The following is a 22,212-nucleotide window of genomic DNA, read 5'->3' as shown; positions in this document are numbered from 1 at the left end:
CATTGTAAAACCTCTTATGGGCAGGTCCCGTTATTATCCCTGGCACTGTGACCGCAGACACCGCTCATGGTCGTACCATTTCGCTGGCCGCTGGCAGATGTTCCCCAGCTGCTTTCCGTCCCGCTTCCGTCCTCCCCCACCAGGACAAACCAGACATTGGTTGTTGATCCGATGTCCCAGGTATGCGGGTTGTCCAACGTGCACTGCCATCCTGATACCGTGTACGAAGCAATCGAACTCAACGGCCCCATGATCAGGTCCGCTTCGGCCGGGGAGCACATGTCGTCCCATGTTACCGTCAGCTGGGATCCCGTGGTATTCGCCTTGGTAACGATCACGGCTGTCGATCCGCCGCTCCCGTCCGGAATCGGCGTCGGGCCCGATGACCCCGGTGTGCAGATGTTCATGTTGCAGACCGGAGGAATGTCTCCGAGTAATGTCACATCATCAATATTCCACCCGCAATAGCGAACCGAGCCGTCCGAGCTGATGGAGAATCGGACATAAACGGCAGCCTGGTCATCCGCAACCGCGGATATGTCGTACGTGAACAACCCCCAGCTTGAGTCACTGAAACTGCTGGAGGGGTTTCCGTAGACCTCTGTCCAGTTCGTCCCATCATTGGACACCTGTACCCGGGCATGATCAAAGGTGGAGGATTCAACCCCAAGCCATCGCTGGAAGGAAAGCTGGACGTTGCTGTATCCCGAACAGTTAATGGCCGGAGAGGTCGCCGTTGAGGCCGTGGTAATCGAGTCCTCGTAGTTGCCCGAATAACTCCCCTGACCGCTGAGGTCATTGCCCAGTACCCGCGTGCCGGATACCGCCGCGGAGGGATCGGAATTCCCCGATCCTCCATTCGCCGAACCGCCGAGTCCCTGAGGCGCCCCGCGCTCCCACTCTCCCGCTGCGCTCGAGAAGGTCCAGCCTCTGTCTGTTTCAAAGTCATCAATCCAGATCGGAACCGTCCCTCCGGAGTAGGACCCGAGCTCCTGGCTGAACGTGTCCGTCCATGTGGTTCCCAGGTCCGATGTGATCTCGATGGAAAAATCCACCATCTGCCCACAGGAGAGCCCCGGAGGCAGCTGGACCATCACATGATCTCCCTGGGAGAGTCCCGTTGCACCGCGGGCGATCGCGCCAAACGAGGCGGACCCATCCACCATCGACATTCCCGCGGTAACCGCGGTGACCGTCGCGGTCACGTTCGTCAGGTCCACGGTCCCGTCATTCTCCACCGTCACGCTGAACTGTACCCGCTCTCCCGCGTCCCAGACTCCGTCCACCGCTCCTCCTGTTCCCGTGCAGGTATCCGCCACCAGAGCGTGCGTGCTGTAGGTCATATGGGGACCGCACGCAGCTCCAGGGAAGGTGAAGATCAGGCTCCATCCCGTTAACGTGCCCGTGTCCCCGCTTCCATCGTCGTAAATTTCCAGCGTCCAGGTTCCGTTGGCCATCTTGGTATACAGGGTTGACAGGTCGCCTTCCGGCCGGAAGGAACCCGTAAACGGTGCCGCTCCCGCCGTGATGCTCGTCGCGGCTTCCTGGTCGAAGATCGTGTCGACGAAGTTGTCCCCACCGCTCCCATTGTCCGTCGTCAGCTCCACCCGCGTATCGTCCGGGGCGATCAGGAAAATGTCCAGGTCACCGTCGAAAGTGTGGGTGATATTGATCAACACATTGATATCCACAATTGCCTTCGTGTCCGGTACGTCAATCGTGGAGGTGACCGTCGCGTAGTCACTGATGGCCTTGGGAACATCGGCGGAGGCATAGGTCGGATTGGAATTCTGAATCGTCGTAAAGCTGTAATAGCTTCCACTGTTGGTATCGGTTGCCGTGCTTCCGTAGACATCCGCCGACTGGACGTACAGATAGTATGTCGTACATGACGTCAATCCGGTCAGAACGATTGAATGCGACATAACCAGCGTCCCGTCGAACTCCGTGCTGGCCGAAGGCGGCATCCCGTCTTCATAGACGACTGTGCTGTCCGCGTTCTTGTCTGTATCCCATGTCACTTCCGCACTGTTCCCCGTAATATTACTGATCAGCACGTTGGAGATCACCGGCGGCTGGCATTCCGCCGATGCCGTGTCCGTCTTCGGCACGTTGGTGCCACCCAACCCGTCATCGGCGTCGATGTACCGCGCCGTGATCGTGTCCCCATGGGAGATGCTGACCGCCCCATCTCCCCCGGCCGGCGCCGCGTTGGTCGTGTCAAATGTCCCCACAAAGATCCCGGAACTCGCCGGGTTCTCCGTAAGGCTCACCGTCTCCGGCGTTGATTCGGTGTCGGAAAAAACCTCTACACCCAGGGTCCCCGTTCCCAGAAGATCGGCGTCCTGCACCGTGATCTCCATCGGACTGTTGCAGCCGTATACCACGTCGTCCAGCTGGATCCAGCCGTTCGAGTCGGGGCAGACGCCCGCGGGGAAGGTGAACTCGATCGACCAGCTGTCGATCGTCCCCGTATCGCCACCCGCGGAATCAATGACCTTCAACGTCCAGTCCCCCAGACCGCTCATCGTGTCAAACGTGCTCAAAGCCTGGTCCGGGATAAAGCTTCCCGTGAAGGGCGCTGCACCCGAAGCAATCGCTGTCGACGCCTCGTCATCAAAGACCGTGTCGGTGAAATTGTCCCCACTACCTCCTCTGTTATTGGAAAGGATAATGTCCGTGTTGTCCGGGGCAATGAGATGGATCTCCAGATCTCCATCATAGGTATGGGTAATATTGACGGTCACATTGACATCGCTGATCACCTTGTCATCGGGAACGCTAATCACCGAGCTCGCGCCTGTGGTGTTGCTGTCTGGAATGGGTACCTGCGTCGTGTTCGTATAGGTTGGCTGCGTGTTCTTCACCGTTTTAAACGTGTAGTAACTGCCGCTGTTGTTGTCCATGGCGGTGTTCGCGGCCGGGTCCGTCGATTCGACGTAAAAATAGTACTGCGTACATTCGCTGAGTCCGGTCAGATGGACGGAGTGAGAAGTCGTGAGAGCAAAGTCGCTGGCATAGCCGGATACAGGAGGCGTCGCGTTTTCATAGGTGACTTCACTGTCCGAATTTTCGTTCGTGTCCCATACGATATCTGCCGTCGTACCTGAAATATTGATGGCATTCACGTTGGAAATCATCGGACCGGAACAATCAATCAGTGCCGTCGCTTGAACGGCCAGCGTTCCGCTTCCACAGTTATCCGGATCGGTGTATTCCACGTAGAGAGTATTACCATGTTCAACGTGTACAACACCAGGTCCCCCAGCTCCGCTGGTTATGGTAAAGGATCCCGTGTAGGGCGAACCAGCGCCTGAAACCGTCACAGCTCTGTGCGTGGGATCTGAAGTAGACCAGGCATCGACAGTGAAGGGGGAAGAAGGTGCACTGGAATCACCAATGGAAACAATGACCGTTGAGCTGCAGTTGTAAAGGGAAGAGTCCAGGATCGGAGATCCTGTACATTCAACAGGGATACCAGTGGCGCAGTTACTGCTTGAACTAACACAGGCGTCATTGCTCGTGGCAGCCTGAATTCGGTAATAGTACGTATAGCCGTTCACACATGCATCGTCCACATAGGTTAATGTTGGTGCATTAACGACCGCAATCCTGTTGAAGGCTACGTCACAATCTGATTCATTTCGGTATACGAAATACCGGGTGGCATTGGATCCACCCGATGTCCAGGTAAGCGTGACAGAATTATTCCCACCTGCAGTGCTGAGCGTCGGTGTAGTCAGACTTGGGCAGGTACTGTAGTTCTGGTTTGCAGCATCTCCTGCTGCTCCGCAGGCAATCTGATGCCGGGCAAGGGATTGATAGATCGCCTGCGCATGAGGTGTTCCATCGTTAAGATTGGAATTGTCATCATCCAGAGCACGCATAACGTTGTATAGCGTGTTCCCGGTACATCCACTTGAGGAGGAACCGGTACAGGTGTACATATCATCGAGGGTAATGACCCCCGTAAACCATAGACGGTCTTCCAGCATCCAGGCTGAAGTTAAATCCATGCCGCTGTACGTCGGCAGGTCCCGATAGACGAAATCCCACAACGCCTGTGTCGAAATTCCGGATTCGCAATGGTCCTCCCAACCGCACGGACCCTGGTAGCTCCCCGTCCCGCAGGAATCCCAGACCGTGCCTCCATTGTCGGCATTGTTGGAAACAGTCCACGGTGTGTTGGAAGCATGTTTAGCCCAGTCACAATCCCGGACACCGGTGCAGTCTGTACAGGCATCCCCATACCCATGACAGTTGACCCCGATCAGGAATCCTGCACCTGTGCAGGAGTTGTGGGTCTGTACAATCGCCGCGAAGTCTCCATAGGTTTCAAGCGGCGGAGAGTCGCCACCCGACCCGTCATAATTATCATAGCTGTGTGACCATTCATGCATCGATACGCCGGGAATTTCTCCCAGATTATTGCAACTACCTGCGATTCGTTTGTAAAAATGAACTAATGAGCCGCTTGAGTACGCATTGCAATCTGTGCCGTCATTAGTTTCTGCTGTAATGGAACTGCTGGTAAGCCAGGTGTTGGATGGATTGTAGATCTGCGCTTTTAAATTAATTGCGGTTAAATTGAAAAACTGGGTTCTAGCGGATTTAGTATTTCCCAAACCGCCAGTGTTGCCCGGGGGTACCGAACAGTCTGTCACCGATTCATCCGAAGGATCCGTAATAAAATCCATGTCACCTGTGGTTGTGGTATTACTGATCGAACCGCAGGCATCGGCGATCGTGCAATATTTCCCGGTCAGGGTAGAAGTGGCGTTGTCACCGGAAAAGTTTCCCTGCGCATCCGAATATTGGTTCGGGGAAGCCAGACCCGTATCGGCAAAAGGAAAGGGCCGGTCTTCATCCATGGGGACACCGTCCGAAGTCTTGGCCCCTCCGTGAATTCTTCCATACCGATTGATGTCAACAAATCGGAGCAATTCTCCACTGTGAGCATCGATCGAAGCTTCCCAGGTTCCATCCAGTCCGGACCTGCGAAACGCAATTTTATAGACCAGACGATAGTCGGCCATGGATCCGATCGTTCCTGAATATTTGAAGGTATCCATCCCCTTTTTTGTTGTTGGAATGATCGAAAGCGACCCGGCATCGAGAATTACATCGTCATTTGTAACAGAGTTTTTTCCCAGATAACGATCCAGAATCAGCCAGGCATCCTGTTTTGTGAGCGTGGGCGTAGTGTTCAGATAGATAGGTGCAATCCTCTTGGAGGAAATCTGAATCAAACCTCCATTGTTGATAATGAAATAGATGGAAGCGCGTTCTACAGGGATCCCGTCCATAACCCATTGAAAGCGGATCAGGTAGATCGATTCCCAGACTGGAACGGTACCATCCGGATCTAAAACCAGCTCATCCTGTCTGACCGGGAAGAGACCCTGGTACTGCTCCAAAAAATTGCGCGCGAGGGTTTCGACTTTTTCCTTGGGAATGCACTGGATCGAAGAACAGTCAGCCCCAAATGAATTCCAGGAGAGATTGTTCGAGAGGCCGGGCAAAAAGGGTATCCCTTTCCCTTCGAGGAGTGAGGGAACTCCGCGGCGCAAATCGATGTAGGCACGCCATTCTCCTCCGTTAGCATTGAGAAATTGTTGAACAGCATTCGACGTTGCAAAAGTTTCTCTTATTTCCTCATAATCTTCCCCGGTTTCACTGACCCGCAACTCTGGTGCAATATAGGTCATTGCGTCCAGTGCTGACTTCATTTCCTTCGTTCTAAAAGGGTAAGCTGAAAGCGAAAAAACCAGAACCATGACAATGAATAACCATTGCCTCATAAAAGAATCTCTTTGCATGATGCACCCTCCAGGTAAAATTTCAGTACAGCCAGATCAGTTCACCTCGCAAAAAGCTGCTTTTTAATGGAAAAACAACCCCTCCGAGACGTTTAATACTATATCAGCAAATATCACTATAATTTATATACACGATTCAAGATATAAATGTCAAAATCATTCTGGTTTTCTATAATAAATCTCTTCATCCTGCGGAGTAAACCCCTTTTCTTAAGGATTATTTCATATTATCCATAATGAATTTCAGTATCATAAAAAAGATTTACTGTAAGATCTATGCAGAATAAACGAGTATCCGGACGCAGACCGATGATCCTGCTCTCGGATTTCATTGATCCTTGACGTACCCGCTAAATATTACTTCCAGATATTCATCATGGATGATCGCACCCTTTTCATCCACAACACCCCGCACAGCATACTCACGTTTCAGCGGAGCAGTCATGATGTGGAATGAAGCGAGTAAAAACAGGATGAACGTAAGAATCTTCGTTTTCCATCGTCCAAACAGAGACGACCACCCCTGAAGCTGAAGGTAATAGACCGCGGGAGCCGCGATCATCATGCCGCGGAGGTAGGGGAAAAAGGCCATATTCACAACAAGCCGATAGGCCACCAGAGCAAAGATCCAGCCCAGAAGATACCTTTCCTTACGAAGGGATCGTACTCCAACCGCGGTCATAAGGAGGGAAAGGAGGGTAAAGATAAGATGATTGGACTGAACCATATCCACAGGCTGACGGGGCCACTCTCCTTTACCGGGTAGATCTCGCCATGTCCAACCATAACTGAATGCCTGTAAAGAGTATATCCCCTTTCGAAGTGCCTTGATAAACGCTTGTCCCGGGTGTTCGAAGATGGCATTCAACCCTGCTCGGTACCCATGAATCATGTACCGGTTATGAACAGGCTGTCGCGGATCCAGAGATTCTCCTCCCATCGTATCGGGAGGAAGCACCTCTCTTGAAAAATAAATATCCCTGGACGACTGTGCAAGGGCAAAATTAACCGGCCCATAGAGAGAAGCTGGAACTATTTCCGGGAGCGGCTCTGCCATAGTAGAGGCATGTTCGTGATTATAAGCGCGTATTTTCCCTGCGTTCAGCATCGTCATGGGGAGCGTAGGCAGAAGAAACCCGATCAGGCTGACCAGGGTAAAGCGACTCCACGATTTCCTGGAGAATCCCAGGAGCAGGAGAAGAACTACGGGAAGAATATGTTCTGCACGGCACTGGAGCGCGAGGCCATGAAGCACTCCCCCGATGATGGGGAGCCTTCCTCCCAGGAGAAAGAGGATCACGAGAAGAAACCGGTAAGGGACTTCGCTGGAAACGGCGGAGGAGAGAATTAGTTCACCAAAGTTCAGAGGCAAGAGAAGAAAGATGAGAAATGTCATGGGGATTTTGTGTAGTAGCCTGTATAGGCCGGCCATCGTACCGGCGTTTAGCAGAACCATGATGAACTTGGATGCGATAAAGGCTTTTCCCCCCTGAAAGAGAATCAGGGCAGGCAGACAGATCCATGCCGTAAAAGGGGGATGAAAGGGCAACCCTGCATCGAAGGGCATTCCCCCCAGAAGGCCCTGGGCCTGAGCCAGATAGACCGGGTTGTCTCCGTAGAGAAAGGCACTGAACGGAGCATGAAGATCGATGTTACCCAGGAGAAAGAGACTGTGGACGAGAATCGTCCAGATAAAAATGATGACGACCCGCTGATCGAACTCTATCCACCCCCGGGGTAAGACCCATCTCATACAGCAGCCTGACTCTTGAAGTGGAAAAATTCGGCCATACGCGACATTCTACCACCAGGGATGCAATCGGCACCCCTGACCTATGCGGAGGTATGGGCTCTTTTTACAGGAACACCCTGGTCCGGGCGAGTTTAACTTCTCCCGGCGTACTCGATCAGGATATCGGCCACTTCTCCACCCACACGGGCCTGTCCCTCCCTGGTTGAGGCGCCGATGTGAGGTGTACAGATTACGGAAGGATGCTTGACCAGATTCCAGTTTTCCGTTGGTTCTTTGGCGTACACATCGATTCCGGCACCGGCAACCTTTCCGCTGTTCAGGGCTTCCAGAAGTGCAGGTTCATCAACCACTCCGCCGCGGGCACAGTTGATAATATAGACACCGTCCTTCATTTTGGAAAACTCGGCCGCACCGAGAACCGCACCGGTTGTCGGATCAAAGGGAATATGCAGGGTGATAAAGTGAGACCGTTCCAGAAGTTCTTCGAGAGAAACCATCGAAACAAAGGGTTCACTGACCTGGTTGATGAAGGCGTCATATGCCACGACAGACATACCCAGGGCGTGAGCACGACGGGCGGAAGCAAGCCCGATACGGCCGATCCCGATCACGCCAAGAGTCTTTCCCGAAAGCTCGATCCCTTTGAATTTCTTCTTCTCCCATTTCTCCTCTCTCATGGATCGATCCGCAGCTCCGATCTGCCGGGCCAGGGCGAACATCATCCCCACGGCCAGCTCCGCGACAGAATCCGAGGAAGCAGCAGGCGTGTTCCGTACTTCCACGCCTTTTTCCCTGGCATAGGCCACGTCGATATTGTCAACTCCCACCCCGCCCCGGACTACGACCTTCAGTGCGTCCGCAGCATCGATGGCGTCTTTCCTGATCTTTGTGGCGCTTCGAACCACGACAGCCTCAAAACCGGAAAGGGCGGGCAGTAGCTCTTCCGGGGTCATTCCGGTTTTTACTGTTACGTCCAGACCCGCATCACGCATGCGAGCGATCGCTTTGTCATCGACAGGATCACAGATGAGTACCTTCATAACCTACCTCCAGGGTTTAAATTGTCCTTGTGAATCGTATCACGAGGAAGCGGACAGGGCAAGGAGTTTTTCGGAATCCGGAACGACTCCGTAGTAGTCCATAATGGACTTCACAATGGCCTCAGCCACGGCCTGTCTAAAATCACTGGTTAGCAGAAGCTTTCGATCATCTTCATTATTCAGGTTGCAGATCTCAAAAAGAATTCTTGTGGGAACCAGGTTATACCGGATTACCGCAGGAACCCACTGTCTTCTCCGGCGCACGATACTTTCCCGGATGGGGCCGTATTTATGTACGGCGAGATCTGAACGGGTAAAGTTTTCAACGAGATACCGGGAAAAGGCCCTGGAGAGTGCTTCGTATTTCAGCCGTTCGTCCCGGCTGAGCGAAACGGAGCTGGCCCGCTTCACCTCGTCATATTGGGCATAGGAACCCGAACCTTTGCCCCAGGAGCCATCATAGTAATTCGCACCCGGAATGTAAGCCGTCGCTCCCCGAATCGTGGGGTGAAGGGCATCCGCATGGATGGAAAGGAAGACGACTTTCTCCGGATCTCCACCCTCTTTCACAATGGTCCGATAAATATCATTGGCCAGATACCACCGCAGATTGACTCCCGTCTTGACATTACCCAGCCTGTATCGGGGTTTTGTAAGAAGAACCTGCTCTTTGTGCTGAGAAAGCCGGTCACTGTCCGGAATCGTGTATTTGCGTTTCTCATCCAGAATAGTCGGATACACTTTTGCCGCAGTGTTGGACTCAAGAAGATTTTTAATTCTGCATAGGATATCGTAGGCATAGGTGCTTTCCCAGACTCCACCGACAATGGCTCCGGTATCGACGCCCCCGTGCCCCGAATCCAGAATAACGTGAATCCCGGTCAGATCCGCCGCCTGAATCTTAGTGGCGATGTCTGCGGTTTCCAGAATCTTTTCTTCCCATTCCAGTCTCCTTGGATGGTCTTCGGGAAGGTATTGAGGAAGTAAGTCATCATAGGGGATACGGATTGGGTACCCAACGGGAATCCTGGTAACGTCGGTGATGCCCGATTCCCTGGCGTATTCCATCGCCAATTCGTTGACATCCTGGGCGCTCACGTTCCCGGTAAACCGCACAACAACGGAAGTATAAAGAGCCTCTCCCTTCTTCAACTTGTAAAGGGCATATTGGTCTTTGTATTCCAGATCCTGGCTTTCCTGCGGAAGGGCAACACCCCGGAGAGACCGGATCAGAAGGGCATTGGGGATTACGATTGTCTGACCCGGCTTTGTGTTCAGGGTTGCGAGTTCGTTAAATTCACGGAGCAATTTGTAATTCTTGCCATCTCCCGTAAACCATTCCGCAATTCTCCAGAGGCTTTCATTCAAAACCTCATGACTCCAACCCCGCTGGACACGCCGATCCCCCGGATACAGAGCTTTGAGGGCGCTGGCTTTCCACACGTCTGAGAGCAGATCAAAGGGAATGGTAAGGGAAAATCCTCGAAGAACCTGTTTCCGGTCTCCATTCAGTTTCTTAATCGCAACCGCATTCGCCTTGCTGCCCGTATATCTCTGGGAAATATGATAATAACCATCGCCTCGATGGGGAGTCACTTTGAGAAAAATTTCCTGGGAAGCGGTGAGATAGACATCGGTGCTGTCATCCAACTTTTCCTTCTTTTGAACAGATGAGGCTGAAATCATCAGGATAGAAAGTAAAGCCAGAATACCCCAGAGAAGGAAATGCGCTCTGGCCCTCGAGCCATGAATCCTCCCCTTTGTTAATGCGATTTTCACTACCGGCCGAAATTCCACGGGGGCATGGAACCCAAATCGATCTCAAGAGAAAGTGTACGATTAAATCTGCGCATCGGGTCATGGTATCACAGGGCGGCGGTCTTGCCCAAGATATCTCCGTTTTCTTCTTCTCGCGGACTTTTCTTGACCTTTCACCGATGTGGATCTATCATGATTGCATGAAGGCTGAAAATCCTTCCTCCGGTAAAGGTGTTTCGCGTGTCAGTCGGCGCCGGGGAAAGGTGTGTCCCGATTCCCGGAACATGGGAAACCTGACAGGCCCGCAATTAAAAATCCTGTTTGAGATCCTGGATCAACTCACCTCAGCCATGGAGCGCAGAAAATCGATCCAGGCCTGTCTTGTCATCCTGGGAAAGCGATTCGGCTGGGATCGAGTGACTTTATACCGATTTCTTCCCGATGACCGCTCCGTTGAGGCATGGCTTTCATCCGATGCACCCATGGACTGGCAGGCTCAACTGAACCTGACAAGATACCCCGAGCTGCAGGCTGCGCGAACAGAACGTAATCCCATCTTTGTTCCCAGAGTCAGCCAGGATGTTTTTTTGAAAGACAGCAGGGATCGGCTTGCTTCCACCGGGTTTGTGTCGCTCTACGTCCAGCCTCTCCACAACAATGTGACCTGCTGGGGAGCCCTTTCTCTGAAATCAAAATCCCGTCACGAAAAAATGACAGGCGCGGAAGAGGCGATTCTGCCCCTGGTGGCAAATCTCTTCAGCCAGGTATTTCCCGTCCAGGTGGCCTCCCCCGTGGCTCGCCAGACGATCGCGACACTCTATGCTTCCGTCATGAATCTGATCAGGAAGGCCTCCAACGGGTATGCCATCCTGTCCACATCGGGAACGATTATTGAGGTCGGTGGAAACTTTACCGAAAAACTGGGATACCGGATTCAGGATGTGATGGGGAAGCGTGTCACACATTTCCTGGACCCGCAGGACCACATGAAAGTGCTCGATCTTCTGGCAGGACTTGGAGGAGAGCCGGGAAATATCAGTCAGCAGACCATCACCATGCTGGATGAACGAGGATCCCGAATTCGCTTGCTGGCTACGGTCATGGCCGACCCGCTCCACTCCGACAGGGTGATTTCCATCGTGACCTACCAGAATCCGGATGAAAGCCTGAATTACTTTTTGAACCAGTTCAAGAATACCTTGCGGAAACTGATCTGGGACGCGCCAAACTATGTCTACATCATCGATTCAGACGGACGATTTCTCGCAGTCAATAAGGCACTTTGTGACGTGACGGGATATACGGAACAGGAATTTCTTGCTCGAAGTTTCTCGGGAATCATCCCCCATGAAGAACGGGCTCTGTCCGAAAAACGGATTGAGCGACTTCTCAAAGGGGAGGAACTCCTCCCCCGAATCGGGCATTTTGAAACAAGAAAATCGGGGCTGATCCCCGTGGAAATTCAGGTCCACTCTATCTCTGACGAACAGGGAAGCATCGTCGCCATGATGGGAATTGCCCGTGATCTGCGGGCGTTTATGGCTTCCAAAGAGAGAGAGGAACACCTCCGAAGGGAGTTGAACCGCCAGATCCAGGAACTTTCGAGAGTGAACACTCAGCTGGAGGAAGAGCGGGGATTCCGGTATACCTTCATTTCCGCCGCCGCCCATCAAATCAAAACTCCGATTTCCACGCTGAAAGCCTGCCTCGAGACCCTGATGACGGACTTTCACGCGAAACTCCCGCCTCAAACGGATGAACTCCTTCAGCCAGCCTGGCAATCAATTCTTCGAATGGAAGGGCTGATCAATGATCTCCTGGAGCTTTCCGGCCTTCAGTCCAGGCAGATTCCCGGACGCAAAGAACGCTTCGATCTGCACGATCTCATCTCGGAACTGGACGGAATGGTTCGCCCCCTGATCAAAAAGCATCAAATCGGATTCGCGGTTCATTGTCCTGACAAGATCTGGATCGACTCCGACAGGGCACGTGTCAATCAGGTTCTTGACACATTGATCATCAACGCCATCCATGCCTGCCCCAAAAAGTCTGACGTATCTCTGACGGTGGAGGATCAAGGAGACAGGGTCCAGATTCACGTACACAATCCGGGCCCTCCCCTGAGTGAGGAACGGCTGAAGACACTGTTTATTCCCTTTCTTCAAACTTCCTCACGAGATGGAAGACACGGCCTGGGATTGGCTCTGGCAAAGTCCATTGTTGAAGTCCTGGGGGGCGAGATCGTCGTAACAAGCGATACAGAGAATGGGACAACCTTCACACTGGAATTACCCTGCCATGAAGCTGAATGAACTCCTTTCTCTGCCCTGTCTGAGGGAAGCCGCCGATCTGGCCCGAAGCACGGAACGGCAGATGTACCTCGTGGGAGGTACGGTCCGGGACATCTTCCTTCGACGAGACATCAAAGACATCGATATCGCCGTATCCGGCGATATCTCTCAGTGGATTCATCGGCTGGGGCAAAAACTAAAAACCAGAGTCGTGACCATGGGAAAGGCTTCCTTCATGACCTACCGGCTTCCCCTTTCCGGCACTACGATGGATGTCTGGGAGTTGAAGCGGATGACCGTGGAGGAAGATGCCTGGCGACGTGACTTTTCAATCAATGCTGTTTACTACGACATTTTGAATGATGAATGGATCGATCCGACCAATGGCCAGGACGACCTGAAACGGAAACTGATTCGAACGCTTTCTCTGACAACCTTCGAAGAAGATCCTGTCCGCCTGTTGAGAGCCATTCGATTCAAAGTTACCCTGCCCGGTTTTGCCCTGGATCGGGCGACCTTCGGTGCTCTGACGGAAAACCGTCACTTCTTATCCCGAATGCCGGGAGAGAGAGTCACAATGGAACTGGATGCTATTTTAGAAAGTTCCTTTCCTTATGAAGGCTTTCTTCTTCTGGACGAAACCGGACTTCTAGCGGAAGTTCTTCCCGAGCTCTCCTCCCTCAAAGGGGTTATTCAGAACACCTACCATCCGGATGATGTATTTACCCACACATTGGCCTGTCTCAATATGGTGGAAGATGTTACGGAACGAGTAAAGCCACTTTTCCCGACTGTCCCGACCGGAGAAGACAGGGTGGTCCTGATGAGTTCTCTCCTTCTGCACGATATTGGAAAGCCCGCATGCCGGACAGTGGATGACGAGGATGAAGTTCATTTTTACAATCATGAAAAAGTTTCCGTGGCCATCATGGAGAGTCTTTCCCGTAGATTACGGTGGTCCCGCGCACGCACGGAGCGTGTGGGCCGAATTATCCGGAACCATCTTCGCCCCACTCAGCTTCTTCTCGCGGGATGTCCGGAAAGAGGTGTGCGGAGGCTCATTCACAGAATGGGATCGGATTTACCGATCCTGATTCTCCATTACCTTGCCGATCGTTTCAGTCGGGGGCAAGACGAGACGGCGCTTCATTGTTCCAAGGAGATCCTGGAGCTTTTCAACCGGCACCATGACGAGATCATTGAGCCGAAAAAGCTGGTCTCAGGTGAGGATGTGATGAATGTTCTTGGAATGGTTCCCGGCCCTGATATCGGAAAAATTCTGGACAGTATCGTTCGGCGGCAGGTGGAAGGGGATATTGCCACGCGGGAAGAAGCTCTCGAAGTCCTGAATACGATTCGAGAAAAATACCGGGATCGCTGACCCGTTCTACGAAGATTCCGACTCCGGTCGCAAGTCGAGATAGGATTGTCCTTTCGGGGCCAGATGAAAGAGCCTGCGCCCCGATTCCTCCTGTTCATAAATGAAATTTCTTTTCACCAGGTTGTGAATCGCTCCATTTATGCTCTGGGGAGAAAGGCTGTCGATCTCCACCAGGAACGCCTCATAGGTGATTCCATATCCAGAGACGGGAGAATGGGACCCGAATACATGAAGGATCTTCTTTTCCTCAGCTGACAGATGCTCCATGCGCCCTCCTGACTCTTCCATCATATCATGGAAAAACAGGAAGGTCGTGATACCAGCTCAGTGGGTCGGTTCTTCTCCGGGTAGCTTCTTCATCTTGAAATGGTCACCCGTATCCTGCACGACTCTTTTGTACCAGTCTTCAGGGTAGCCGGGGTGGGTAACATGTCCCTGGGCATCCTTCAGGTTTCCATCGAGATACTTGTAAATCAGGAATTCTCCCAGTTTTTTCCACCTCGCTGTCACTTCGTCCCCCCTGCGTGCGGAGTATTCCGTAAGGTAATCCCTGGCACGACGGGGAGCGTCTTTGTAAAGATTCAGAGCTGCCCGATCGATCTCCGGGACTTCGGCAAGAAACGACCCTTCCAGCTCCCGCTGGACCTTCTGAATGTCCTGGATCATCTCGCTGTATCGACCATACGCATAGTTGGAGACAAAGTTAAACACCCAGAAGGCCGCATCCCAGGAAAACTCATGGAATGAACCCGTTCCACGGGCGAAGCTGTGGGGAGCCCGAGTGATCCCGCAGTACATCGGCACGTAGACTGTACTGTACGTATCGTCCACCCCGAACCAGATAATCCCACCTATGGGATCGGGAAGGGTGGAACGCATCTGGGCCACAAAGGAAAACCCGGTCTGCTGTGTGGAGGTCGCTCTCTCGTTGCAGTATTCAACATCATCGACCTTCCAGGTTAGCGGGCGCCAGCGGTAGGGAAGCTTGTAGGGACCCGCACCCACATCTTTGGTCATATCAAGAACCGTTCCTTCGAAATGGTCTCTCATGAACTCCATGACATCATGAACGGAAAGTTTCTTATCGGGTTTGATCCACAGGGGCATCGGAGTCGCACCTTCTTCAGCCAGAACATAATCCGATGAAATTTTCTCGGAGGGCCGAGCCCGGTTGAACATGGCCCAGACTCTGGCCTCACAAAAACGGAGCGCGCCGTAATCGGCCGGAGCGTAAGCATCTGCGAAGGAAAAATCTTTATCCTTCCCTTCAAAATATCCCTTCTTCCTTGCAAATTCGATTACATCCGGAGCGTAGACGCAGTTTTCAGGATCATTCATAGGAAACTGATGAATCCGGGACTGGTTGGCATGGGCCGAAATGAACCCGTCCGGGATTCTGCGAGCAACCCAGACAGCTCCCTTCTCTCCCTTGCCCTTCCCAATGATCTCCATGATCCATGCCTCATTTTTATCGGCAATGGAAAGAGATTCTCCCGTGGAAGCGTAACCATACTCATCCACAAGGCTCGTGATGACACCGATGGCTTCACGGGCTGTCTTTGCCCGTTGCAGGGCAAGGAACATTAAACTTCCGTAATCCAGGATCCCGCTGGGTCCTTCGAGTTCGCTCCGCCCGGTAAAGGTTGTTTCCGCGATGGCGACCTGGTGCTCATTGATGTGACCGACCACGCTGTAGGTCCGGGGCGCCTGGGGAATCTGCCCCAGATATTTTCCGGAATCCCATTCGATAATATCAACCATGGTTCCCTCTCCATGCACACCCGCGGGAAGAATCAGAAGATCACCATAGAATTCATGGGAATCTGCGGAATAGGAGATCATGACCGACCCATCCACGGAAGCTCCCTGTGTGATTAAAAAATTTGTACACCCAAAGATCAGTGCAGGAATTGAAACGATAAGCATCAGCATGGAAAGATATCGAAACATGGGGTTCAGCCCTCCTCGGTGAAGTCTTTCCCTCAAGGGGATGTCCGGTTATTGTACTGAATGGGGTGGCGAATGTAAACGTAGTTCTCCTTCCGGACCGAGTATCGTACAATAGATATCCCATGCCGATTCACAACAAATTCCTACTCGTTCTTGCCATCGCACTTCTCAGCACGCCACGCGGGGCCCTTTCCGACACTTTCCAGGAACGCGTGCTTGTGGAGATCAGAACTGACACAGAGCAGCAGATCGACTCTCTGTACGGGCTGAAGTTAAATATTGATAAAAGGGAGGGATCACGATTTCGGGTTTACGTTCGCCCTGAAGAGATGGAAAAACTCACGCATTCCGGTCTTCCGTACACAATCCTGACGGAAATCATGACCGAAGAACGGGCGCAGCGTGCGATTCCCGGGTATTGCTCCACAACACCATGGCCCTGTTATTACACACCTTCCCGATTCGACACAGAATCGCCTCCGACAGGATCTCTCATGGAGCACCTTCTTGATCTCCATGTCCAGCATCCGGATATAACCCGCCTCTACGACATTGGTGATTCCCAGGATGGAGCGTATGACATTCTTGCCATAAAAGTATCGGACAACCCGGACCAGGATGAGGTGGAACCGGAGGTCCGAATTATCGCGGCGATTCATGGCGATGAAACTTCTTCGATGATGGTTGCATGTTCTGTCCTGGACTGGATCGTGGAGAACTACGGAACCGATGCGGAGGCCACACAGATTGTCCAGGGCGCCGAAGTCTGGTTCGTGCCCCTTGTCAACCCCTGGGGTCTGGCCGCGCAGAGCCGTTTCAACAGCCGGGGGATTGACCTCAACCGTAATTTTCGGGGACCAAACGGGAATGACGAGCCCTACAACCAGCCCTTCACAGAGTCCGAGACCCGGGCAATCAGGGATCTCACGGAGGTGCTTGGACATCGGTTTACAACCTCCATTTCATTCCATTCCGGGGCGACCCTGTTCAACTCGGTCTACAATTACACGCCCGCGGCCACAACGGATGAACCCATCTTCTTTTCTTCCCGGTCCGGCGGTCCATGGGGCAGAGCAGACCCTTCGGAGCACGGACTTGCAGAAGCGTATGAACGGGATGTTACAACCTATGGATTCTGGTTCACCAACGGTGCGGAATGGTACATCACACGGGGGGACACCAACGACTGGTCCTATTCCGAATGGGGAGACCTGGACACGACGGTCGAAGTCACTACCACCAAGTGGCCCAACTCAAACCAAATCCCCTTCTATACCGAACAGCACCGCCAGGCCACCATCAATTACATCTTGAAAAGCTTCCAGGGTGTATCCGGTCGGATGACCGATAACGCCACGGGACAGGCCCTGGATGGCCGGGTGGAGGTGACGGCGACAGAATCGACCTACACCGCAGTCCCCCATGCCTATAAGGCTGTCCCGACCGATCCACGGCTGGGAGACTTCCATCGAATCCTTCAACCGGGCATCTACTCCATGACATGCAGGGCGGAAGGGTATGCACCCTTAACGATCGAAAATATTGTTGTGGCCGCTGATGCTACAACTGAAATCGACTGTTCCCTGGTATCGATCGAAGGCCGTCAGCACCGCCGGCCCTTTGGAGGACCTTCCTGACCTGGAGGTTCAGGTAAGGATATCCTCCGGAATATTTGAAATCCTGGCCACATCGAGAACTTTCATTTTTACATCGAATTGCTTCGCGCATGTGACCGTGCACGATGGGCACTCTGTGCAGGGAACCGCTTTTCCCTTGAATTCGGAAAGGGTTTGATAGGCTTTTGAGAGATTGCGGTAGCCATAGGCATACATGTAGGCCCTCATGTAGTCAGGAATGGACAGGCTGTGAGGACACTGATCCAGACATTGACGGCACTGAGAGCAATAGAGACCGGCCTTTCCTTCGACCAGACGGAGGCCCTTCTTTTCCTCGGCAGAAAGCGAAAGATCCTGGACAGCGGCGAGATCTTCCTCAAGCTGATCAAAGGTCGTGAACCCGGCGATGGCCGTCGCAATATGGGGATTGGAAAGAGCCCATTTCAAGGCCGCTTTCATCGGGATGGGTTCTTTTCTCTCCCGGTCATAGAAGACACCGGCCTGCGTTTTCATTGCCACAAATCCAATTCCAGCCTTCGCACCCTGTTCTATGGCGCGCTGCATCTCCGCTGAATGGGGCTGGAGAAAGTTGTAAGACGTGAGAATTACCTCGTATACCTTTGCCTCCCTCGCGGCGTCGATCACCTGGGCTTCATTCGTGTGGGTCGACAATCCGATCGCACGCGTCTTCCCTTCTTTTTTCAGCTTCACAAGGGCTTCCATGAGGGGTGCGCAGGAGACTCCTCCCGCGGAAGTCACGCTGTGAATATAAAGGATGTCGACATAGTCCATCTTGAGCCGCTTCAGACTGCCTTCAAATTTCTCATAAAAGGAAGAGATGGAGAGATTTTTCGGATAGAGACCCGTTTTCTGATCTGCGTGCATGTACACCTTGGTTCCGATGAGAAGCTGCTCCCGGGGGAAGTCTTTCATGGCTTCGGCCAACATCTCCTCATGTTGCCCGCGATTATAGGTTTCAGCCGTGTCAAAGTGCGTAATTCCGGCCTTTGCTGCAGCCCGATAGACCGCCGGATCTTCCGCCTGGGCACCCATGCTCAGAATGGGTACTTCAATTCCAGTCCTTCCAAGCTTCCGCCGCGGGATCGGATGCGGATTCGTCTCTTCTTTACCGGACGGCGTCTTTTTTTCAGGTTCCTGTCCCTTCAACGCTCCGGCAGAGAGTCCTGCAACACCTGCAACACCCATCCGAATAAAGGTTCGGCGATTGGTCGATTTTCTTTCTTCACTCATGGTATCCTCCCTGACGCCAGATTCTTTCTCATACTACGGCAGGTCCTGCCGCGTTAAGGTCGCCTTTTTTTCAAATCCTTCTGGAATTGCAAACAGTTCGGCAGGAATTTCCGCTTCTTCCGCCAGGAGCAGGGTCGTAGAGGACCGGATGGCCTTTGCATCCGCATAACGGACCGATTCCGTGGCCACAGCCAACCCTCCCATAGCGATTTGAGCCTTCAGGAATTCTTCATCCGGATTTTCAAGTTTAAGGAGATCGATTACCAGCGGGAGATAGCGATCCCAGTCCTGAAAAGGTTGATCTGCCACCCACGTTCGTGTCTCCGTCTCGTAGTACCGTTCTCCCTGATATTCGATCCAGGATTCCTGATCAAATCCCCTGCAGGAAACACCCTGGATGATCTTTTTTTCTTCTGTAGGCTTTACGACACCGTGGACAGGAAACATGGCGAGGCGCTGAGCCAGAGATTCCTCGGCCATACCCGCCAGGTTCAGGGGCAGCGTCGATTCAACATAGGAAGATCCCTCAAGATTCAGGAATCGAATCGTGTGGCCTTTTCCATCCAGAAGAATTCTGAAATTCTCAGAAGAAAGAGCGATCTTTCCATCAGAAAACCATAGATCATATTCGCGATCGACCGCGGGATCCATCGTTCCATGGTGGTAGTACCCGTCCCGATGTTCCTGAAACTTCATGTGGAACCCGCCACCCCACATAACCATTGCGAATAGAATCGTGACGACAGAAATCCATAAACGTTTCATAAGTCCTCCTGATCCCTCGACAGTAGTATACGGCCTTCCATCTATTCAGTTCACAAACCGGGGTATCGTATCCAGTGGTTAATCAGAACCCAGAGCGCCGGCACGATCCACACCAGAGCGATGATCAGGCTTGCAACCAAATGGCGGATAAGAAGCTTTCTCGCGGTAATCTCCACCGTGTCGGAGAGAAAAAAAACATGCTGAAAACGATGACTGAAGGGGTGCTCATCCGAAAGGTATCTGTGAAAAATCTTCCAGAAGAAGTCCTGGCGCTCCTCCACCAGGGGACGAATGACAAGGGCTTCCGGACCCCTGGCATCTTGGGGAGAATCCTCGCGAAGCTGTACCGATCCAACGATGTAAACGGGATCTCCAGGACGTAACTCCCGGATGGAAGGCGAAAACCAGGAACCTGCTATCCGATGGCGTGTGAGAATGATGTCGTGGCATCGAAATCCAAGGATAAAAGCCCAGGCGGACCCCGGCTGAGCCTTCCCGGGATCAACAAGAATTCTCCCCGTCTCATCCTCCAGATAGAAGGGAACCCCGGCGACTCTCGTCCGGGACAGCCTGTCCGCCTCTATGAGCCGAAGGAGGGGATGGATTCCCGAACCTTCCGCGTCCAGAGACCTGGCTGTACCCGACATTTCGGCCAGACCAGGAGTGACGGACCTCGCCTTGCTTCCGGGAAGATTATCCACCTGCCTGATTTCCTGGAGGATCCAGCTCACTTCCCGGATCGATCTTACAATTGCCCAGAGGACCGCAGCCGACGCGGAAATCAGAATGAACCACTCAGTCCATAGTTTGTGTAAAACGGGCCAGAACCGGTTGTAAGGGAGCGGCGGGTAGAAATGGCTGATCAGGAGAGCCAGGGAAAAACACGGGAAGAAAAGTGCAGCGACAAATCCTGTGCCTCCAAGCAGAACCCAGGGTCGCGCCAGAAGGGGAACCGGAGTCTCCGGGTGCACCATGAAGAGCAGGAAGATCAGAAAGATCCCGAAAACCAGATGAAAGTAAAAGTACCCGAAAATAACAGCTATGGGAATGGCGGCCAGAAGGAAAGTGAAAAAATGCCGTATTTTCTTGATGGAAAAATGACCGGTTGAAATCGGGTTATCCATCACCGGGGAAGCCGTCACGGAGAAATGGTATCACGAAGACCCATAAGCCGTTACATCCTGTTAAAGGCCAGGCGGTCGATTGGCTCTCAAGAGAATCGGTTTCAGTTCATCCGCCAGTCGTTCCGCCAGCTTCCTGTGGCCTGCCGCGTTGGGATGGATCCGGTCCTCCTGGCGATATGCGCCTTTATCCAGGATCCCCCTATTGATCGAGGGGATCAGAAAGGCACCCGCATCCTCTGCCACGCGGGTATAGATCTCTCCATATTCATCGGTGAAGAGCCCGAGATCCATCCCCAGAAGAACCACAATGGCCCCCCCATCCTGAAACGCGGTTACAATGCCCTTCAGTTCCTTCTCGGTCCTCTCTTTTGCGACACCCTTCAGAAAATCGTTTCCACCAAGTTCCACCAGGACAATCCAGGGGTCGTCCGCCATGGCTTGTTCGATTCGATCACGGGCAAGAATTGTAGTGTCTCCGTTTCGCCCCCTGGCGACAACCGGAACTTCAACCAACGGTTCCAGGAGTACGGGAAAGGATTGATCGGATTCGACACCGTACCCCGCCGTGATGCTGTCTCCAAAGACAACAATGCAGCGGCCTTTTCCCCGATCAAGGTTTCGGATGGAAGAGAGGTCGGCTCCACAGCTAACCAGAAGAACAAGAAAAAAGAACCCTGAGCATGCGGTCCTGATAAAGCAATGCCCGCCTGTAAGGAAAGGCGGGCACGGTTGTTGGCAGCGTAATGATCTACAGTTCAGGATCAGAAAGAGGCCTCACTTACCTAGGAGCCGATCTGGTCAAGAATCTTATAAAAATTTTCGTGAACCGCATCGAAGGCCTTTGTCACCTCTTCCTTCGTCCCTGACTGAAGTGCTTTTTCAAGGTTATCCACACTTTTGGAAACGCCTTCAGCCATATCGGCCATCATTTTCGCTTGAGCCCTGGACTCCGGGCAGGGCGCCTCTTCCACAGCCTTCTGACAGTGTTTGAGGAGGGCATCTCTCTTACCTTTCATCGCATCGATGTCTTTTTTCAACCCGTCCAGGTTGCCTTCGTTCATCGCTTCATGCATTCCGTGGAGGACAAGGTGAAACTCATCCACAGCCTGAACCCCAATGGTCGGACAGGCATGGGCCTTTTCCCCGGCGGCCATTTCTGCGGAGTAGCCTGTCGTCTTCACCGCAGCCACCATATCTTCGGGCTTGACGATCTTTCCATCGTAGATCACCTTGGCGACAGCGTTTTCAATATTGATTTTAACGTCAGCAACGCCTTTGACCGCCTTCAGAGCCTTTTCCACCTTGGCGGCTCCCACAGGACAGTGGACACCGGTCAGTTTCAGTTCCGCCTCATCCGCCACAAGAATAAACGATGCGAAGAGAATCATTGCCAACAGCAGGAAACTTTTTTTCATGGATCATCCCTCCTGGATTGATAAAAAAGTATTATACAGAATCTGACAA

Annotated in this window: 15 protein-coding genes; 4 read left to right on the top strand and 11 right to left on the bottom strand. The window is 52.7% G+C overall.

Annotated elements, in window-relative coordinates:
* Positions 1–14: 14 nt before the first annotated feature.
* The 4 genes from PLD04_01195 to PLD04_01180 form a co-directional block, all read right to left on the bottom strand.
* Positions 15–5,729, bottom strand: a complete 5,715-nt coding sequence (locus PLD04_01195) for a proprotein convertase P-domain-containing protein (protein HXK66933.1) — start codon at positions 5,727–5,729, stop codon at positions 15–17.
* A 418-nt stretch (positions 5,730–6,147) separates the two neighbouring features.
* Entirely contained in the window at positions 6,148–7,572 is a 1,425-nt protein-coding gene (locus tag PLD04_01190) for a hypothetical protein (GenBank protein ID HXK66932.1), read from the bottom strand.
* 131 nt (positions 7,573–7,703) lie between these two features.
* Positions 7,704–8,612: a D-2-hydroxyacid dehydrogenase gene (locus PLD04_01185; GenBank protein HXK66931.1), complete on the bottom strand. Its 909-nt coding sequence runs from the start codon at positions 8,610–8,612 to the stop codon at positions 7,704–7,706.
* A 39-nt stretch (positions 8,613–8,651) separates the two neighbouring features.
* Positions 8,652–10,262, bottom strand: a complete 1,611-nt coding sequence (locus tag PLD04_01180; protein ID HXK66930.1) for an N-acetylmuramoyl-L-alanine amidase — start codon at positions 10,260–10,262, stop codon at positions 8,652–8,654.
* 308 nt (positions 10,263–10,570) lie between these two features.
* Here PLD04_01180 and PLD04_01175 point away from each other — a divergent pair, with 308 nt between their 5' ends.
* Together PLD04_01175 and PLD04_01170 are read left to right on the top strand one after the other, a co-directional pair.
* Positions 10,571–12,682 (top strand): PAS domain S-box protein, encoded by a 2,112-nt coding sequence (locus tag PLD04_01175; protein HXK66929.1) that lies wholly within the window; start codon positions 10,571–10,573, stop codon positions 12,680–12,682.
* Entirely contained in the window at positions 12,669–14,042 is a 1,374-nt protein-coding gene (locus PLD04_01170) for an HD domain-containing protein (GenBank protein ID HXK66928.1), read from the top strand. Before PLD04_01175 ends, PLD04_01170 begins: the two co-directional genes overlap by 14 nt.
* A 6-nt stretch (positions 14,043–14,048) precedes the next feature.
* Here PLD04_01170 and PLD04_01165 read toward each other — a convergent pair whose 3' ends face one another.
* Both PLD04_01165 and PLD04_01160 read right to left on the bottom strand, forming a co-directional pair.
* Positions 14,049–14,309 (bottom strand): hypothetical protein, encoded by a 261-nt coding sequence (locus PLD04_01165; GenBank protein HXK66927.1) that lies wholly within the window; start codon positions 14,307–14,309, stop codon positions 14,049–14,051.
* Between the two features lie 57 nt (positions 14,310–14,366).
* Positions 14,367–15,992 carry a C69 family dipeptidase gene (locus PLD04_01160; protein HXK66926.1) on the bottom strand — a complete coding sequence of 542 codons (1,626 nt, stop codon included), beginning with the start codon at positions 15,990–15,992 and terminating at the stop codon, positions 14,367–14,369.
* Positions 15,993–16,114: 122 nt separating this feature from the next.
* Between PLD04_01160 and PLD04_01155 the strand changes: the two genes are divergently transcribed.
* Positions 16,115–17,629, top strand: coding sequence for a DUF2817 domain-containing protein (locus PLD04_01155; protein HXK66925.1), 1,515 nt, complete (start codon positions 16,115–16,117; stop codon positions 17,627–17,629).
* A 9-nt stretch (positions 17,630–17,638) separates the two neighbouring features.
* On the opposite strand, the gene PLD04_01150 is transcribed toward PLD04_01155, so the two are convergent.
* The 4 genes from PLD04_01150 to PLD04_01135 are packed head-to-tail and all read right to left on the bottom strand — an operon-like array spanning position 17,639 to position 21,318.
* A complete protein-coding gene (locus tag PLD04_01150; protein HXK66924.1) occupies positions 17,639–18,859 on the bottom strand; it encodes an aldo/keto reductase in 1,221 nt (406 codons plus the stop codon).
* A 33-nt stretch (positions 18,860–18,892) separates the two neighbouring features.
* Positions 18,893–19,624, bottom strand: coding sequence for a hypothetical protein (locus PLD04_01145; GenBank protein HXK66923.1), 732 nt, complete (start codon positions 19,622–19,624; stop codon positions 18,893–18,895).
* A 50-nt stretch (positions 19,625–19,674) separates the two neighbouring features.
* Entirely contained in the window at positions 19,675–20,766 is a 1,092-nt protein-coding gene (locus tag PLD04_01140; GenBank protein ID HXK66922.1) for a hypothetical protein, read from the bottom strand.
* Positions 20,767–20,808: 42 nt separating this feature from the next.
* Positions 20,809–21,318 (bottom strand): GDSL-type esterase/lipase family protein, encoded by a 510-nt coding sequence (locus PLD04_01135; protein ID HXK66921.1) that lies wholly within the window; start codon positions 21,316–21,318, stop codon positions 20,809–20,811.
* On the opposite strand from PLD04_01135, the gene PLD04_01130 reads away from it, so the two are divergent.
* Positions 21,286–21,426, top strand: coding sequence for a hypothetical protein (locus PLD04_01130; GenBank protein HXK66920.1), 141 nt, complete (start codon positions 21,286–21,288; stop codon positions 21,424–21,426). The two genes, PLD04_01135 and PLD04_01130, sit on opposite strands and share 33 nt — an antisense overlap.
* A 104-nt stretch (positions 21,427–21,530) precedes the next feature.
* Here the strand turns inward: PLD04_01130 and PLD04_01125 are convergent, their stop codons facing one another.
* The gene (locus PLD04_01125) at positions 21,531–22,163 is read right to left on the bottom strand and encodes a heavy-metal-associated domain-containing protein (GenBank protein ID HXK66919.1); all 633 of its coding nucleotides are present in this window, start codon (positions 22,161–22,163) and stop codon (positions 21,531–21,533) included.
* Positions 22,164–22,212 lie beyond the last annotated feature (49 nt).

Source organism: Thermoanaerobaculia bacterium, assembly GCA_035593605.1.
Classification (GTDB): Bacteria; Acidobacteriota; Thermoanaerobaculia; order UBA2201; family DAOSWS01; genus DAOSWS01.
Note: the sequence above shows the minus strand (reverse complement) of the source record. Positions and strands in the feature narration are given on the sequence as shown.